This is a genomic window from Streptomyces sp. ICC1 (assembly GCF_003287935.1).
Classification (GTDB): domain Bacteria; phylum Actinomycetota; class Actinomycetes; order Streptomycetales; family Streptomycetaceae; genus Streptomyces; species Streptomyces tritrimontium.
Genome location: NZ_CP030287.1, coordinates 7,063,467 through 7,079,716 on the forward strand (window position 1 = coordinate 7,063,467; position 16,250 = coordinate 7,079,716).

Sequence of the window (16,250 nt, forward strand, 5' to 3'; positions counted from 1 at the left end):
GTCCGGACACGAAGAAGGCCCCGGTCCACCGGACCGGGGCCTTCTCCTGTTCAGTCCGCCTACGCGGGCACGGGCGCGGCGGCCTTCGCCGGCTCCGCCGACCCCGCCACGACCAGGCTCGGCGCCAGCGACGGGTTGTCCTGCACCGGCGTCAGCTGCTTGCCGAGGCGCAGCGCCAGCCCGACGATGCCCAGCGAGACCAGGACGAAGATCCCGATGTAGAGCATCGGCACGCCCGCACCCAGCGGCACACCCAGCGGCCCGAGCGCCAGCGCCATCTGCTTGACCAGCGCGAAGGCCGAGTTGTACTGGCCCACGGAGCCCTCCGGAGCCAGATCGGCCACCAGCGGCGCCAGCGTCGGCGACAGCATGGCCTCGCCGATGCCGAAGAGCCCGTACGTGATCACGAACGCGGCGGCGGCCATGACGGCGCTGCCGTGTCCCAGCCCGGAGAAGCCGGCGATGATCCAGGCGCCGGTCCAGATCAGACCGACGAGCGCGATCACCCGGGAGCGGCGACGGTTCTCCACCAGCCGCAGCACGACGAACTGCGCGAGGACGATCGCACCCGTGTTGGCGGCCAGCGCGAACCCGAGCGTGGACGGGGAGATCCCGGCGGCCTCCGTACCGAAGGCGGCCAGCCCCGACTCGAACTGTCCGTAACAGGCGAAGAACAGGACGAAGCCGAGGACGCAGAACTGCACCATGGCCTTGTGCTCCATCAGCCGCTTCCAGCCGCCGCCCGACTGCGCGGCCTGCTTGGCAAGGGCGTTGCTGATGGCCGGCACCTGCGGCATCCGCACGGTGGCGATGACCCCGGCCAGGACCAGGAACATCACGGCCTCGATGCCGAAGAGCAGGGTGAAGCTGCCGGGACGGCTCTCGTCGACGATCAGGCCGCCGATGAGCCCGCCGATGCCCAGCCCCAGGTTCTGCATGAAGAACTGGAGCGCGAAGGCACGGGTCCGGGTGGACGGCGTGGAGCACCGCACGATCATTGTGGCCAGCGCGGGCTGCATGACGGCCTGACCGGCACCCAGCGCGAGTGCGGAGAGCAGGATCGCGACCACGCCCGTGGACAGCCCGAGCGACAGCGCGCCGGCGGAGGCGAGGAAGGCCGCACCGATGACGACGGGGACCGGACCGCGCCGGTCGATCACCCGCCCGGTGAAGGGCAGCGCGAGAAGCGCACCGAGGGCGAACGCCATGAACGCGCCGGTCGCCCACACGGGGTCCAGCTCTCGCACTTTCGCCGCGTAGACATAGAGGAACGGAACCGTGAAGCCGATGCCGAACGCGGTCAACGCGTTCCCGGCCTGGATCCGCCGCATCGCAGCGCCCATCACCTTGGTCACTTCTCACCACCTTGATTGCTGAAGCTTGAAGACTTCATCCCTAAAGTTCGATCCTTAACTCTACACATCGAAGGAGTTAGACGCCAACGCTCCCGTGCGATACTTCGAACCATGGGTGACACCCCCGACGGCACTGCGCCCGTCCACGAGCCGAGCCTCGACGAACAGATCGCCGTCTATCAGCGCGAGTTCCAGGACCTCGACCCCCAGGTCGAGAAGGTCGTCTCGGCCCTGAGCCGCCTGAACCGCCGGATGAACGTGGCGTACGGCCGCCAGACCGCGGCCCTGGGCATCAGCAACGCGGAGTGGGAGGTCCTCAAGGCCCTCGTCATCTCCGGAGACCCGTACCGGATGGGCCCGAGCGAGCTCGCGAAGCAGTTGGGCCTCACGCCGGCGGCGATGACCCACCGGATCGACCGGATGACGGCGGAAGGGCTGGTCACGCGCGAGCGGGACGAGAACAACCGCGTCCGCGTGATCGTCGAGCTCACCGCGGAGGGCCGCAGCAAGTGGCTGGACGCGATGCGCGCGGCCACGGTCTTCGAGGAGGACCTCCTCCAGGACCTCTCCACCGCGGAACGGGGAGTGCTGGGCGACATGCTCACCCGCCTCCTGGACCGCGTGGAGGACCTCCAGTCCCCCAGCTGACGCGTCCCCGAGTCCGGGGTTGACACCAGGCCCGCGGATCCGTAAGGTTCTTCGAGTTGTCCCTGAGCCGAAAGGTTTCGGGTATAACGAATCCCGCCGCCTCGTTGCGGCACCCAACTCAGCACGATCTCCCACCGGGAACGTATTCGGCATGCCCGAATTCATTTCCGAAGGCCGATTATGAATCGCCTGGGAAATCCACTAGAGTTCTGGGAGTCGGAAGGGCACAACAGCCCGAAAGACAAACCCCGCTGACTGGGGGTCAGGCCCGAAAGAGTCTGATAGAGTCGGAAACACAAGAACGAAGGAAGCGCCCGGAGGAAAGCCCGAGAGGGTGAGTACAAAGGAAGCGTCCGTTCCTTGAGAACTCAACAGCGTGCCAAAAATCAACGCCAAAAAGTTGATACCCCGTCCATTTCGGTGGATGAGGTTCCTTTGAAAAAGACCTGTGAGGTCGCGGTTCTGCCGTCCTACCGCCGCCGGCCTTGCCCGCGCCGGCCTTGCCCCCGCCCGCCTTGCCCGCGCCGGCGGCGCCCGCCCCCGCAGCAACGGCCTCCGCGGCGGCAGCCGTCAGCGCCGCGGTCTTGCGCCCGCGCGACGCGCTCCAGGCGGCCACCGCCGCGATGACCGCGAACAGGCCGAGGAACACCAGCCCCTGCGCCCCGAACAGGCCGCCCTCGCCGAGCGCGTCGCCCCACCGGTCCCCCAGCGGCGCGGCGAACAGCCGGTGCCCGAGCAGCTCGTTGGCGGCCCCGCCGATCTCCGCCGAGGAGAACGCCCGGTACATCACGAAGAACACCGGCAGCTGCAGCAGCACGGGCAGGCAGCCCGCCACCGGGGTCGCCCCGCGGAAGGCGGCCCGGCTCAGCGGGTGCAGCGCGAGCCGCACGAGCACGGTGAAGAGCACGATCGCGGCAGCGGTCGCGGAATCGGCCAGCAGCGGCTCCAAGAGCCGGCCCAGCTGGGCTACGAGATGAGTGAAAACGGACACGCGGGCCCTCCGAAGGGTCTCGTCGAACGTCGAAAGAAATGCGTTTCGGCGTGACGACCCGCGAGGGGCGACGACAGTGATCAGTCAGCAGAAGGCGAGAGGAACTGCGCGCCCCTACGCGGCCGTCGGGACCAGACGGCCGGGTGCCCTGGGCCGCGACCGGCCCGAGGCGTCGGGATCGCGCTGCGGCAGGAACGCCGTGCGCTGCTCGCGATCACGGATCGCGGTGCGTATTCGGTGCGGCGGCACGGGCCGGACCAGACGCGCGGCGGCGGCCATGGCCGCGGAGCCCAGGGCGACGGTGACCGACAGCACGGCCACCACGGTGCCCAGCCCGCCTTCGCCGGCGAACAGCCCGAGGACTCCCCCGAGCAGCACCAGCGGGCCCAGCCGGGCGAACGCCCTCGCACCCGAACTCCGGGCGAGCGCGGACAAGACGGCGAAGCCGGATACGACAGAGAGGGACGGCGAGGTCCCACCACCGCTTCGTTCCCCAGCCATGCAGACCACCCCCTTCCCCTCCCGCGCACGAACTCCCGTACGCCCGTGTACTCGCACTCGCGATCACACTCGTGATCGATCCTAGCCCGCACCATCGACAACGACCACGGGGACCGGATCGTCCCCGGGCAGCGGACCAGAGGTTGGACTTCGCGCCAGCCAGCCCCTTCACGTCACGAAGAGCAGCACGTTTTGACGATCCTCGCCCCGATGAAACCGGGCGATTCCCCCTAGCTCGCGTGGGCGGGCTTCACGCATCCGCCTCCGGCTGGTGGCCGGGACTCGCACCCTGGGGGTGCTGCGCGTGCTGTCGATGTCCGAGCCGCCCGTCCGGCGGGCTCGGGCCTCGATCTCGACCGAGGCGTTGTGGTCGGCGTGGTCCTCGTGTCCGCAGTGGATGCAGGCGAACAGCCGGCCGCATCCCTTGCGGGATTCGGGATCGACCTTCCCGCAGGCAGGGTTGCCGCAGGTCTGGGAGGTGTGGAACGGCGGCACGGCGACGAGTACGGACCCGTACATGCAGGCCTTGTACTCAAGCTGGCGGCGCCGCTCCCCGGGGGTGTTGTCGAGGATCGACCTGTTCAGCCCGGCTTTCGCCCGGACGTTCTTCCCCTGCGCCTCGGCACTGCCCTTCGCGGACTTGGTCATGTTCTTCACGCGCAGGTCCTCGATACCGATCAGGCCGTGGTTTTTGGCGAGGTCGGTGGTGAACTTGTGCGTGAAGTCCTGGCGCCGGTTGGCCCGCCGGATGGTGAGCTTCGCGATCTGGGTAATCGTCGTGCGCAGACGACGGCTGTACTTCCCTCCGCTGTGTTTCTTCGCGTAGGCGATCTGGCGTGCCTTGCGCTGCTCCAGCACTTTCAGCCGCTTCTTCTCGTTGGCGGTCAGCGTCGGGGGCATGAGCCGGGGTTGGGTCTCGGTGGACACGAACGCGGATGCGGCGACGCCGAAATCTACCCCGCACGACGGTTTCCCGTTCGGTGCGTCCGGCTTGCGGCCGGTGTGGACGCCGAAGCTGATGTGCCAGCCGTTGCCGTCCCGGGAGACCGTGGCGTTACGGATGGTGCCCCCGATCGCACGGGAGAGCCGAAACCGCAGCCAGCCGAGTTTCGGCAGACGCACCTCGGCCCATTTGCGGTTCAGCTTGCGGACCTCCACCGCCTGCCCGGGAAACGGGATCGACAGGCGGTGCCCGCGCTTCTTCCGCGCCGGAAACCCAGCAGAATGCGCGGGGTTCCAAAAGTTGTCGTACGCCTGGTCGAGACGGCGCAAGACCTGCTGCCCCGCCTGTGCTGGAAAGTCACCGATCCAGTCTAGATCCGCACGGGCGGCCGTCAACTGCTTGCACTGCTCCGTGGAGCGCAGGGTGTACCGACGCTGCTCCCACAGATACACCCGCTGCTCCAGAGCGACATTCCACAGAGCACGCGCAGTATGCCCCCACCCGCTCAAGACCTCATCCTGGACCGCGGTGGGGTACGCACGATACTTACGCCCTGCGTCCGCCTTCACACCTCCATCCTGCCGACGAGTTGCGACCGACACGGCCCAGATCGAGGAATGACGGACATTGGCCTCCCGCGACACCGGAATACTCGGTTCTCATGGCAAAAGTGATCACCGATGCACATCTCGATCAAATCGAGGAGACCTCGAGAATCGTGTCAGTCCCAGTGAGCACGCCTGCGCACCGCCTACTGAGCGAGGCCCCCACGACGTACGCGGCGCTCACCGGTGATCACCGCCCGAGGGCAGCTAGACGGCAAGCACGTCAGAAGGTCGCCCCGATCGACCAGACCGTACCCGCGTCAACGCTTGAGGGTTCCCCACACCACGAGCCGGTACTTGGAGGTGTACTCGGGCGTGCAGGTGGTGAGCGTGATGTACGCGCCGGGCTCGCCGTATCCGGCGTCCGGCTTGACCGTGCTGTGCGGAACGGGCGCGATCACCCCGGTGTCGCGCTCGCTCGTCTCGGCCAGCGTCTTCCCCACGACGTACACGTACCTCTTCCCCTTCACATCGACGATCAACTCGTCCCCGGCCCTGAGCCGGTTGATGTAGCGGAAGGGCTCCCCGTGCGTGTTGCGGTGCCCGGCGAGGGCGAAGTTCCCCTGCGCCCCGGGCTGGGCGGTTCCGACGTAGTGGCCGGCGTACCCCTTGTCCAAGACGGTCCGCCTGTCGACGCCCTCGGCGACGGGCACGACGACGCCGAGGCGCGGGATGCGCAGGACACCGTACGCGGCCTCGCGCGCCGGGGACTTGGCGGCGCGCGACGGCGCCGGCGCGGGGGCCGCCCCTTCGGGCGGGTCCGTGACGACGGGCGCCTCGGAGGGCTCCGCCGGGGCTTCGGCCGCGGGTTCGGACGCGGCGCCGGAGTCGGGCGGCGGGGCGGCGGACGACTCGCTCCACTCGCTCTCCAGCTCCCTGACCTGCTCGTGGGCCGCGGCGAGCGCCTGCCGGTTGGTCCACCACACCTGGTGCACCACCAGCAGCATCACCACCATGCCGACGGTGACGGCCAGTTCGGCCGCCGCCCACAGCGCCCCCGCGAGACCGGCCCGGCGCGACCGCCGGCCCTTCCCCTGCACCACGACCCGCACGTGATCTCGCACGGGCGGCACCCTAAGTCCTCCCCCGTCAACTGACCAGCCGCAGTACGGTGTGAACCATGCGCCCCGACACGCCTGCCGAGCACATCGCCGAAGCCGAGCGCCTCATCCGCACGGCGACCCGCTACCCCGAGGACCAGGAGCCCTTGCTCCTCCAGGCCGCGGCCCACCTCGAACTGGCCGACGCACGCGAGCGGGCGAGCACGCTCTACGACCAACTCCTCGCGGCCGAACCGGCCGACCCCTCCCTGATCAAGGCGCTCCAGGCCGCCAACCTCTGGGAGTACGGCCACGAGCCCGAGGCCCGCGCCCTGATCTCCGGCATCCGCGCGGCGGCCCCCTCGGACCCGGCGCCCTGGGAAGTCATCGCCGAGGCCCTCGAAGCCCACGACGAGCTGGAAGCCTCCCACGAGTGCTTCACGGAGGCGGCCACCCTGCTCGCCCCGGACAACGCCCCCCTCACCCGGGCGACCACCGCGCTCCTCACGGGCCGCCACCGCGTACGCCGCCTCCTCGGACTCCCGCACGACGACTGGGACATGGTCGCGGACACCCGCCACATCGGCCCGATCCCGCTGGACGAACTCCACGACCCCAAGCGCATCTGGGCCCTCGGCTCCGACGACCCCGCCGAGCTCCGCGCCGAGATCGCCCGCCTGCGCGCCGAGCTGGGCGACCGCCGCGCCGCGCTCTCCCGCCCGTTCCCGGTGGCGATCCTGCACTGGCCGGCGCGCGAGCTGGCGGAGCTCCTGACCTCGTACCCGACGCTGGCCGCCGAGTACCCCTCCCACGACGCCCACCTGGCACAGGTCGAAGCCTCCCTGCGCACCCTGGCCGCCTCGGGCACGACCAACCTGGGCATCGTCACCGCGAGCGTCCCCTCGTACGAGGCCTTCGCGGCCTCGGAGAAGACCTCCCCGTCCTCCCCCTCGCTCTTGGTCGAGTACGCCACGACCCTGGCGGCCCGAGGCAAAGCCACCCCGTGGCCCCCGACGGGCACGTCCACGTGCTGGTGCCAGTCGGGCAAGCCGTACGCGGAGTGCCACGGCACGAGTGAGTGAGTGAGTGAGTGAGTAAAACCAGTCACAACCTGACTGAAGTGGATCTCTCTCAGGGCTTTTCGGGTCACATTCCGACAGGTGTTGTCAGTCGGCCTTGATACAACGGGGCTGCGACGATCAACCCCCGAGGAGATTCCGTGACGTCTGGCAACCACCCGAGCCCTTCGAAGCCCGTCACCGGACTGCACGAAACGCTGATCACCACAGGGCTCGAGGAACAGCTCCAGGAACTCATCGCCGCGGGAAGCGTCGTCATAGCCGATCAAGTCAGCGGCGAGTCCTCTCAGCACGTACTGACCCGACACGTTGCCCACGCGATCGGCGAAGTCCTGAAGAGGCTGGCACCCAGCGACCAGGTGCACGCGGCGAACGAGATCCTCCGGTCCCTGAGCACGTTCGCGGGGCCCAAGGAATCCGAGAGCTGGGTCGGTCCCATCATGGAGGGACCGCGCCAACTCCTCGCCGTAGCAGGCAGTGCACCGTCCCAGGGCTACTCGATCCGACCCTCCACTCCGCTGTCCGAGACGGCCCTCATCACCAACTCGCCCGAGGACCCGAGCCTTGGCTCGGAGCTCCGGGCCGAGCTGGCCACCGCCGACCGCATCGACCTGCTGTGCGCCTTCGTGAAATGGACCGGACTGCGCGTACTGGAGCAGCCGCTCAAGGCAGCTGCCGCCCGGGGCGTTCCCATCCGCGTCATCACCACGACGTACATCGGCGCCACCGAGCGCAAGGCTCTGGACCGGCTCGTGCGCGAGTTCAACGCCGAGGTGAAGATCAACTACGAGCTTCGCTCCACGCGTCTGCACGCCAAGGCCTGGCTCTTTCGCCGCCGTTCCCGCTTCGACACCGCGTACGTCGGGAGTTCCAACCTCTCCAAAGCAGCGCTGCTCGACGGGCTGGAGTGGAACGTCCGACTGTCCGGCATCGCGACACCGGACGTACTACGGAAGTTCGAAGCCACCTTCGACGCCTACTGGAGCGAGCGGGCCTTCGAGCCCTACGATCCGGACCGCGACGCCGACCGCCTGGACAGGGCTCTCGACATCGCAGGTGGGTCGAGCAAGGACCGTGACGCCGCCCGCGTCATCAGCCTGTCGGGCCTGGGCATCCAGCCCTTCTCGCACCAGCGCGACATGCTGGAGCGGCTCGAAGTCGAACGCACGGTGCACGACCGGCACGCGAACCTGCTCGTAGCGGCGACGGGGACCGGAAAGACCGTCATGGCGGCGCTCGACTTCAAACGCCTGCGAGCGAAGCTGGGGCGCGATCTCCGTCTGCTGTTCATCGCCCACCGCAAGGAGATCCTCGAACAGTCCCTGCGCACCTACCGGGACGTCCTCGACGACGCCAACTTCGGCGAGCTGTTGTGCGACGGGAAGGTTCCGAAGGATTGGGAAAACGTCTTCGCGAGCGTCCAGTCCTTGAACGCCCGCACCTTGGAACGGCTCTCCGCAGAACACTTCGACGTCATCGTCATCGACGAGTTCCACCACGGAACCTCCCCCACCTACCGCAGGGTCCTCGATCACTTCTCCCCCAATGAATTCCTCGGGCTGACGGCCACCCCCGAGCGCATGGACGGTCTGAACGTCCAGGACGAGTTCTTCGAGGGACGCATTGCCGCCGAGATGCGCCTGTGGGAGGCCCTGGAGAACGACCTGCTCTGCCCCTTCCACTACTTCGGCATCACCGACAGCACCGACATGAGCGCCGTCGCGTGGAAGCGGGGATCCTACGATTCCGACGCCCTCAGCTCTCTCTTCACCGGCAACGAGGCACGGGCCCGACTGGTCGTTCGCGCCCTTCAGGAGAAGCTCAACGCACCGGAGACGATGCGCGCCCTCGGATTCTGCGTGTCCGTGGCGCACGCGCACTTCATGGCCGACTTCTTCAACCTCGCGGGGTTCACCTCCGTGGCCCTGTCCGGCGAAACTCCCCGTGAGGAGCGTCGGGCCGCTCTCGAAGCGCTGAAGGCCGGCAAACTCAATGTGATCTTCTCCGTGGACCTCTTCAACGAGGGCCTCGACGTTCCTGACGTAGACACCTTGCTCCTCTTGCGGCCCACCTCCAGCGCAACCGTGTTCCTCCAGCAGTTGGGCCGGGGCCTGCGCCGCAGCGAGAACAAGCCGGTGCTGACCGTCCTCGACTTCATCGGGCAGCACCGTAAGGAGTTCCGCTTCGAGGAGCAGTTCCGCGCCCTCACCAACCTGACGCGCAACCGGCTCTTGGCCGCCATCGAGAAGGACTTCCCGCAGCTCCCGGCCGGCTGCCAGATCGTTCTCGAGAGCAAGGCGAAGGACCGGATCATCGAGAACATCCGAAGCCAGATCAACGTGAACGTCGTCCAGCTCGCCCGAGAGGTAGCCGCGTACGCGCAGGCGGATCTGGCTGCTTTCCTCAAGGAGAGCGGCCGCCAGATCAACGAGCTGTACCGGGGGAACGGCAACTCCTGGACGGGCCTCCTGCGCCGAGCGAAGTTGCTCACCACCCCCGCACCGGAGGGCGAAGAAGTGCTCCTCAGGCGGGTCTCGGCCTTCCTGCACGTGGACGATCCCGCCCGAGTACAGGCCTACGCCTCCTTCCTCGACGACGATGCCCCGGCGTATTCCGATCTCGACGAGCACGAGCAGGCCTACGCCCGCATGTTCTTCTTCTCCCTCTGGCCGCTCGGAGCAGAATTCACCACCTACGAAGAGGCCTTCGCGTCCCTTCGGCCGCAGCACGCCTTCCGTAACGAACTCCGCCAGGTCCTGGCCCATGACTTGGACCGGACCGAACACGTCCCCGTTCCGCTGACCGGCGACCACGCGGCGCTCCCGCTGACCGTGCACGCTTCGTACAGCCGCGAGGAGATCCTTCCTGCCCTGGGGCAGGCGGCTCTCGGCGGCTTCCTTCCCGGGCACTTCCGGGAAGGCGTGAAGTGGTGCGAGGAGATCCAGACGGATGCCCTCCTGGTCACCCTGGAGAAGGACGTCAAGGACTTCTCGCCCCAGACCCAGTACAAGGACTACGCGTTGGGCGAGTTCCACTTCCACTGGGAGTCACAGAACAGCACCTCCGAGACCTCACCCACCGGCATTCGGTACCGGACCCACACGGAGGGGGGATCGCATGTCCTCCTCTTCGTCCGCCGCTTCAAGAAGACCGACATCGGCGGCCCCCAGGCGTGGATGCTCCTGGGACCCGCCGAATACGTCCGCCATCAGGGCAGCAAGCCGATGGGGATCGAGTGGCGGCTGCACCACGAGATCCCCGCTGACGTCTCCTCGTACTCCGCCATCGCGGGCTGAGGAGTCCTGGCCCGCAGCCGTCACCTCGCCCCGGGGAAGAGGGTGAGCTGTTGGTGGCCGCGGGCGTGGGTTGTGGGTGGGGTGGGGCGGGTTTTGGCCAGGATCAGGAGGGTGCGGAGGGCTGCGAGGACCTCCGTCGGGGTGTCGCGGATCATCGAAGGGGTGGCGCTGACCACCAGGACTCCGTGCGACTCCAGGCGCAGGCGGCGACGGAGGGTGGCTTGCCAGGAGTCACGGGTGTAGTGGTATTCCGCCGAGTCGACTTCCAGGGCCACGCCCTCTTCGGGCCAGTACGCGTCCGGGCTCGCCAGGAAGGTGCCGTCCGGGGTGTAGAGGCGGGCGTTCCACAGGGGCGTCGGGAGGTCGGTGGCGGTCAGGGTGTCGCGGGCCCGGGCCTCGGCGATCGAGCGGACTCCGGCGACCAGTTCCGCCGCGGCCTCGCGGATCGCCGGGCGGCTCAGGAGGCGGGCCGAGCGGAGTTCGGTGTGCAGGTCGTGCGGGTGGCACCAGCCGGACTGGACCACCTGGGCCAGGACCGAGCGGATCGTGTCGGGGGCCTCGCAGCGGGCGGCGAAGTCGGCGGCCGCGCGGACCGGGCGGGTGCTGGGGATGCCGCAGACGGCGATGGTGCGGGGCCAGCGGGCGGTCGGGAACGGGCGGACCCCGTCCACGGACGCCAGCCGGCGCGGGGCGCGGATCAGGACGTCGGCGGGCGCGGCGGGCGCGGCGGGCGGGTACGGGGCTTCGCGGATGCGGATGCCGAGGAGGGAGAGGGCGGCGGCGCCGGTGAGGGCGGCCGTATCGCCGGAGAGCGGGTCGGCGGCGGGCTCGGCGGCGTAGAGGACGGCCGCCAGGGCGCGTTGGCGGTGGTCCGGGGGCCCGGTCTGGAGGAGGTAGACGCGGGGCAGCAGGCGCTGCCAGGGGCCGCCGGGGCGGGTACGGGAGGTGATCGTGCCCGGCGGGATGCCGGCCCTGGTGGTCAGCTGGTGGCGCGTGGCGAGGTTGAGCTGGCGCCGCGCCATGGGGGTGGGGGGAGTCGGCGAAGCCGTGGGCGTGGCCGTGTATTTGGGCGTGCGCGTGGGCGCAGCCGTGTGCGGGGGTGATGTGCGGGGCGCGGGCGCAGCCGTGTACATGGGCGCAGCCGTGCGCGGGGGCGCAGCCGTGTGCGGGGGTGATGTGCGGGGCTTGGGCCTTGTCGGCGTGGGCTTCGTCGCGTGCCGGGCGGGGCTGGTGCGCGTGGTGGGGTTCATGGCCCCGGTATGCCCCCGCCGGGCTGTCCGGACTCCCCCGGCGCGCCGTGTGCGGGAATCAGGCGGCCGGCGCCCGGCCGTGGTCGGGGCGCGCGGCGTGCCGCCCGCCCCCGTCCGCCCTCACCCCGCGCGGTTCGGGTGCTCCGGGGACAGGAAGACGATCACGCCCGTCTCCGTGCCCGGCCGGGCCTCGACCTCGTGCCAGCCCAGGCGGCGGTACGTGGCCACCGTCTCCCTGGCCAGCCGGCTGGTCAGCAGCCAGGCGCGGCGGTCCGGGGCGTCGGTGGTGATCTCGGTGAGGAGGTCACGGGCGGTGCCGCGGCCGCGCGCGTAGGGGCGTACCGCGAGTTCGTCTATCTCCAGCGCCCCGGTGAGGAGTTCCTTCACCCGGGCCGGTCCGAGCTGCGCCGCGACCTGGGCGTACGCGCGGTTCTTCGGGAAGGCCGCCAGGGTGATCCAGCCCGTCGCGAAGCCGTCGATGCCGGTGGCGGACTGGGCGAGGGCGGTGCGGAAGCCACGGCGCCGGGCATCGGCCGGGAGGCGGGTGGCGAACTGGCGAATGGTTTCTTCGTCTTCGTTCCACGGCGGAGCGGAGAAGACGTCGGCGTAGACGTCGACCAGTTCGTCCGCGAGGTCGAGGACGGCCTGTCCGTAGCAGATCACTGTGTCCTGGCTCCTGGTGTGTTGGTCGGGGAGGGGAGTGGAGTGGAGTGGAGTGGAGTGGAGTGGAGGGGCGGTTGTGCTCCAAGGGGCCGAGGTGGTTTGCCCCTTTGGGTGGGAGATTGAATTTATGCCCATCGGGTTGCCTGGGCAGACATCGCACGGATCCGGCGAGTGTGCGACAAATCCCCTCGACGCGGTCCGTGTCGGGCGGCCGGGCGGCGCGTTGAGCAGCACGTGGACAGACTGCTACGGGCCGCCGCCGGGTGCGGGCTCGCGTTCCTCCTCGTCCTGGGCGTGGTGGCCGTGCTGCCGCGCGGCGTACGGGACGCGGTGCCGGATCCGGTGATCGGCGGCGCCGTGCTGGTGCTGGGCGGACTGGGTGCCCGACGGGTGGTCAAGGGGCCGGGTTAGCGGCGGGTGGGCGAATTGGCGCGCGGATGTGAAAGCGTACGGGTGTACGGGCACGTGGCCGTACGAGTCGATGGCGTGAGGGAGTTGGGCATGGCACGGGTACCGAGTTCCGTTGTGGCGGCCACCGGCCTGGTCGGCGGGTACGCCGTCGCCCGGTGGACCAAGAAGCGCCCGCTCGGCGGTGTCGTCCTCGGTGCCGCGGGCATCGTGGCCGGGCTGGAGTGGCACAAGCGCGGCGGCGCCCCCGCGGCGGCCGGGCTCGGCGCGCTGTACCTCGCCGGCTTCGCGGGCGCGCACCCGCTGGCGAAGAAGGTCGGCGCCTGGCCGGCCGTGCTCGGAGCCGCGGGCATCGTGGCCGCCGCGTCCTGGGCCGTCGCGGACCGCGGCTGACCCGGAGCGGGGAGCAGGGGAACGGGAGCGGGGAGCAGAGAGCAGCAGGGGAGCGGGAGCCCGGGGAGCCCGAGCCCCCGGAGCCCGCATCCCCCGGAGCCCGCATCCCCCGGCCGCCCGGCGGGCCGCCGGGCGGCCGGGGGATGCGGCGCTGGGGCGTATAGACATCTCCGAGCCCAGGGTCGCTCACAGGGGTGAGGCTAATGCAGTTGTGCGCGCGGGTGACGGCTGGTGAGCTGGCCGGATGACGATGGACCGGGATGACCTGCTGAAGCTGCGCGCCGAGTTCGACTCCGAGATGCGCCGGGAGGCGCGGCCCGACACCAGCGACGCGCGCGTGGAACGGGCGGGCCCGGTCGTACGGCAGATCGTGCCCGGAGCCGGCGGGAACACCGTGCTCTGGTCGGACCTGGACGAGGGGACGGCGGACGCGGCGATCGCGGAGCAGGTGGCGTTCTTCACCGGCCTGGCGGCCCGGGGCGAGATCGCGGGGCCGGAGTTCGAGTGGAAGCTCTACGACTACGACCGCCCCGCCGACCTCGGGGAGCGGCTGCGCGCGGCCGGCTTCGTGGCGGAGCCGGCCGAGACGCTGCTGATCGGCAGGACTTCGGAGCTCGCGAGGATGCCGGTGGAGCCGCCGGCGGGGATCACGCTGCGGGTGGTGACCGACGGGGAGGGCGTCGAGCTGATGATGGAGGCCCACCGCGGCGCCTTCGGCACGGACCGCCCGCGCATCAGGGAGCTGATGCTGAACCTGCTGAGGGACGAGCCGGAAACGATCGAGGCGGTCGTCGCGATGGCGGGCGACACCCCGGTGTCCGCGGCCCGGATCGAGATGCGCCCGGGCACTTCCTTCGCGGGCCTGTGGGGCGGCGGCACCGTGCCGCAGTGGCGCGGCCGCGGCATCTACCGCCTCCTGGTCGCGCACCGCGCCCGCGTGGCGGCGGAGCGCGGCATCCCCTACCTCCAGGTGGACGCCTCGCAGGACAGCCGGCCGATCCTGGAGCGGCTGGGCTTCGAGGTGCTGGGCGTCACGGTGCCCTGGGTGTGGGAGGGGTAGCGGGGCCGGCCGCTGACGAGTCGCAGCGAACGGCTTCCACGCCCCGTCCCGACGGGGCAAGATCACAACCATGGCAGCGACAGAACCCACCCACCGCAGCGACCCGCCCCTCACCGGGGGCGAGCGCGAGACGCTCCGCGCGTACCTCGACTTCCACCGGGCCACCCTCGCCTGGAAGTGCGACGGCCTCACCGACGAAGAACTGCGCCTCCAGGCCTCCCCGCCCTCGACCCTGTCCCTGCTGGGGCTGGTCCGGCACATGGCCGAGGTCGAGCGGCACTGGTTCCGCCGGACGGTGGGCGGGGCGGACGTCCCCCACCTGTGGTCGGACAAGCGCGACTTCCAGGCCGCCTACGACGCCTCCGGCTCGACCCGCGCCGAGGCCTTCGCGGCCTGGGAGTCGGAGGTCGAGCACGCGCGGGCGGTGGAGGCGGCCGCCGCGTCCCTCGACGTGACGGCGTACGTCGTGAAGTGGGAGGAGGACGCCTCGCTCCGCACGCTCATGCTCCACATGATCCACGAGTACGCCCGCCACAACGGCCACGCGGACTTCCTCCGCGAGGCCATCGACGGCACCACGGGCGCCTGACCGCGCAGGCGCCGTACCGGGCACCGGTCAGGGGCGCCAGTAGCCCAGGGCGTTGACGCGGGCCTTCGGGACCGCCAGGTCCTTGCGGAGCCAGCTCGACAGGGTGCGGGTGGTGGCCGTGTCGGAGGCCAGCCAGACGTAGGCCGACCCGGCCTCCCCCAGGAGGGCCGGGAGTTCGGCCCGGACACGCTCGGCCAGCGACGAGCCCCCGCCCGCGCACCGCTCGACCCGGCGCCGCGCGCCGCGCCCACGCGCTCGCGACCCCGTCGTGCAGGGCGAACTCCAGCGAGAAGGTGCCGGCGGCCGGGTCCGGATCGACCAGCGTGTAGGCCCGCTGGTGCGGTCTGCCTTCGGCGGTCGTGAACCAGAGCCTGACCCACATCGTCGGGTGCAGCGACTGCCCCGCCGGGTGTGAGCCTTGTGAGCACCACCGACGGCGCGGACGCGGACGCGCACGGCGTGAAGAAAGAGCTCTACCGGGATGCTTGGGGCGTACCGCACCTCCGCGCCCCGGATCCGCTCAGCCTGTCCTACGCCCAGGGCCGCACCACCGCCCTCGACCGCGCCTGGCAGCTCGAGACCGAGCGCCTGCGCGCCGAGGGCGCGAGCGCCTCCCCCCTCGGCCCCGGGTCCGTCCCCTGGGACCGCTTCGCCCGCCGGAGCCGCCTCGCCGACACCGCGCGCCGCTGCCACGACGCGCTCGACCGGGACACCGCCGCCTGGGTCCGGGCGTACGTCGCCGGGGACAACGACGGGCTCGCCCCCGGGCCGCCCGCGACACTCGCTTCGCGCACGCCCCGGGCCCTGGGAGCCCTGGGTCCCGCTCGCCATCTGGATCTCGACCCACATCCTCTTCGCCGGCTTCGCCGCGAAGCTGTGGCGCGAGCGCGCGGCCCGCGCCCTCGGCGAGGAGGCTGCCGCCCTCTTCGCGGGCAACGGCCCCGCCCCCGGCGGCGGCAACGGCCGGCTGATGCCGGGCGACCGGACCGCCACCGGGTCGGCGATCATCGCGGGCGACCCGCACCGGTTCACCGAGAACCCCGGCGCGTACCAGCAGATGCGCCCCGCCTGCCCCGAGTACGACGTCGTCGTCCTCGCCGTCCCCGGCGTCCCCGGCCTCGCCCACTCCGGGCACACCGGCACCGCCGCCTGGGCCGTCACCCACGCCATGGCCGATTCCCAGGACCTCTACTCCGAGCGGCTGCGGCATCTGGAGGACGGCCGGATCGAGGCCCTCGGCCCCGACGGCGCGTGGGAACCGGTCGCCCGCCACACCGAGACCATCGCGGTCGCCGGCGCGGACCCGGTCGAGGTGGTCGGGTTCGCCGCCCTGCCCGCCCTCCTGCGCGCCCGCAGCGTCGCCGACGTCGACGCCGACTTCGCCGGCCTCGCGGACGCCCCGGCCGGCCCGGAGGTGTGCCGCCCCCGG

14 protein-coding genes and 2 pseudogenes are annotated in these 16,250 nt (G+C 70.7%); 8 read left to right on the forward strand and 8 right to left on the reverse strand.

The window, feature by feature from the left end; genetic code table 11:
* Window positions 1-59: 59 nt before the first annotated feature.
* Window positions 60-1,343 carry an MFS transporter gene (locus DRB96_RS33035; protein ID WP_204358089.1) on the reverse strand — a complete coding sequence of 428 codons (1,284 nt, stop codon included), beginning with the start codon at window positions 1,341-1,343 and terminating at the stop codon, window positions 60-62.
* A 123-nt stretch (window positions 1,344-1,466) separates the two neighbouring features.
* On the opposite strand from DRB96_RS33035, the gene DRB96_RS33040 reads away from it, so the two are divergent.
* Entirely contained in the window at window positions 1,467-2,003 is a 537-nt protein-coding gene (locus DRB96_RS33040) for a MarR family transcriptional regulator (protein WP_112451759.1), read from the forward strand.
* A 262-nt stretch (window positions 2,004-2,265) separates the two neighbouring features.
* Here the strand turns inward: DRB96_RS33040 and DRB96_RS43330 are convergent, their stop codons facing one another.
* The 4 genes from DRB96_RS43330 to DRB96_RS33065 form a co-directional block, all read right to left on the reverse strand.
* Window positions 2,266-2,994 carry a YidC/Oxa1 family membrane protein insertase gene (locus DRB96_RS43330; protein ID WP_162689036.1) on the reverse strand — a complete coding sequence of 243 codons (729 nt, stop codon included), beginning with the start codon at window positions 2,992-2,994 and terminating at the stop codon, window positions 2,266-2,268.
* Window positions 2,995-3,108: 114 nt separating this feature from the next.
* A complete protein-coding gene (locus DRB96_RS33055) occupies window positions 3,109-3,495 on the reverse strand; it encodes a DUF6412 domain-containing protein (protein WP_239516434.1) in 387 nt (128 codons plus the stop codon).
* 168 nt (window positions 3,496-3,663) lie between these two features.
* Window positions 3,664-5,040 (reverse strand): transposase, encoded by a 1,377-nt coding sequence (locus DRB96_RS33060; protein ID WP_343234710.1) that lies wholly within the window; start codon window positions 5,038-5,040, stop codon window positions 3,664-3,666.
* Between the two features lie 263 nt (window positions 5,041-5,303).
* Entirely contained in the window at window positions 5,304-6,107 is an 804-nt protein-coding gene (locus DRB96_RS33065; protein ID WP_162688812.1) for a class E sortase, read from the reverse strand.
* Between the two features lie 56 nt (window positions 6,108-6,163).
* Between DRB96_RS33065 and DRB96_RS33070 the strand changes: the two genes are divergently transcribed.
* Both DRB96_RS33070 and DRB96_RS33075 read left to right on the forward strand, forming a co-directional pair.
* Window positions 6,164-7,165: an SEC-C metal-binding domain-containing protein gene (locus DRB96_RS33070; protein WP_112451761.1), complete on the forward strand. Its 1,002-nt coding sequence runs from the start codon at window positions 6,164-6,166 to the stop codon at window positions 7,163-7,165.
* A 137-nt stretch (window positions 7,166-7,302) separates the two neighbouring features.
* Complete coding sequence (locus DRB96_RS33075; protein ID WP_112451762.1) at window positions 7,303-10,458, forward strand: DEAD/DEAH box helicase; 3,156 nt, start codon at window positions 7,303-7,305, stop codon at window positions 10,456-10,458.
* Window positions 10,459-10,478: 20 nt separating this feature from the next.
* Here DRB96_RS33075 and DRB96_RS33080 read toward each other — a convergent pair whose 3' ends face one another.
* Window positions 10,479-11,480 (reverse strand): hypothetical protein, encoded by a 1,002-nt coding sequence (locus DRB96_RS33080; RefSeq protein ID WP_112451763.1) that lies wholly within the window; start codon window positions 11,478-11,480, stop codon window positions 10,479-10,481.
* A gap of 348 nt (window positions 11,481-11,828) precedes the next feature.
* Window positions 11,829-12,371: a GNAT family N-acetyltransferase gene (locus DRB96_RS33085; RefSeq protein WP_239516436.1), complete on the reverse strand. Its 543-nt coding sequence runs from the start codon at window positions 12,369-12,371 to the stop codon at window positions 11,829-11,831.
* 234 nt (window positions 12,372-12,605) lie between these two features.
* Here DRB96_RS33085 and DRB96_RS43335 point away from each other — a divergent pair, with 234 nt between their 5' ends.
* From DRB96_RS43335 to DRB96_RS33100, 4 genes are all read left to right on the forward strand, one after another.
* On the forward strand, window positions 12,606-12,782 hold the full coding sequence (locus tag DRB96_RS43335) for a hypothetical protein (protein ID WP_162688813.1): 177 nt from the start codon (window positions 12,606-12,608) through the stop codon (window positions 12,780-12,782).
* 90 nt (window positions 12,783-12,872) lie between these two features.
* Window positions 12,873-13,172, forward strand: a complete 300-nt coding sequence (locus DRB96_RS33090; RefSeq protein WP_112451765.1) for a hypothetical protein — start codon at window positions 12,873-12,875, stop codon at window positions 13,170-13,172.
* A gap of 250 nt (window positions 13,173-13,422) precedes the next feature.
* The gene (locus DRB96_RS33095) at window positions 13,423-14,232 is read left to right on the forward strand and encodes a GNAT family N-acetyltransferase (protein ID WP_112454002.1); all 810 of its coding nucleotides are present in this window, start codon (window positions 13,423-13,425) and stop codon (window positions 14,230-14,232) included.
* Window positions 14,233-14,302: 70 nt separating this feature from the next.
* Window positions 14,303-14,821: a DinB family protein gene (locus DRB96_RS33100; RefSeq protein WP_112451766.1), complete on the forward strand. Its 519-nt coding sequence runs from the start codon at window positions 14,303-14,305 to the stop codon at window positions 14,819-14,821.
* Window positions 14,822-14,848: 27 nt separating this feature from the next.
* Here DRB96_RS33100 and DRB96_RS33105 read toward each other — a convergent pair.
* A pseudogene (locus DRB96_RS33105) lies at window positions 14,849-15,215 on the reverse strand (SIP domain-containing protein); the annotation flags it as partial.
* 65 nt (window positions 15,216-15,280) lie between these two features.
* Here DRB96_RS33105 and DRB96_RS33110 point away from each other — a divergent pair.
* Window positions 15,281-16,193, forward strand: a pseudogene (locus tag DRB96_RS33110) (penicillin acylase family protein); the annotation flags it as partial.
* Window positions 16,194-16,250: the final 57 nt, after the last annotated feature.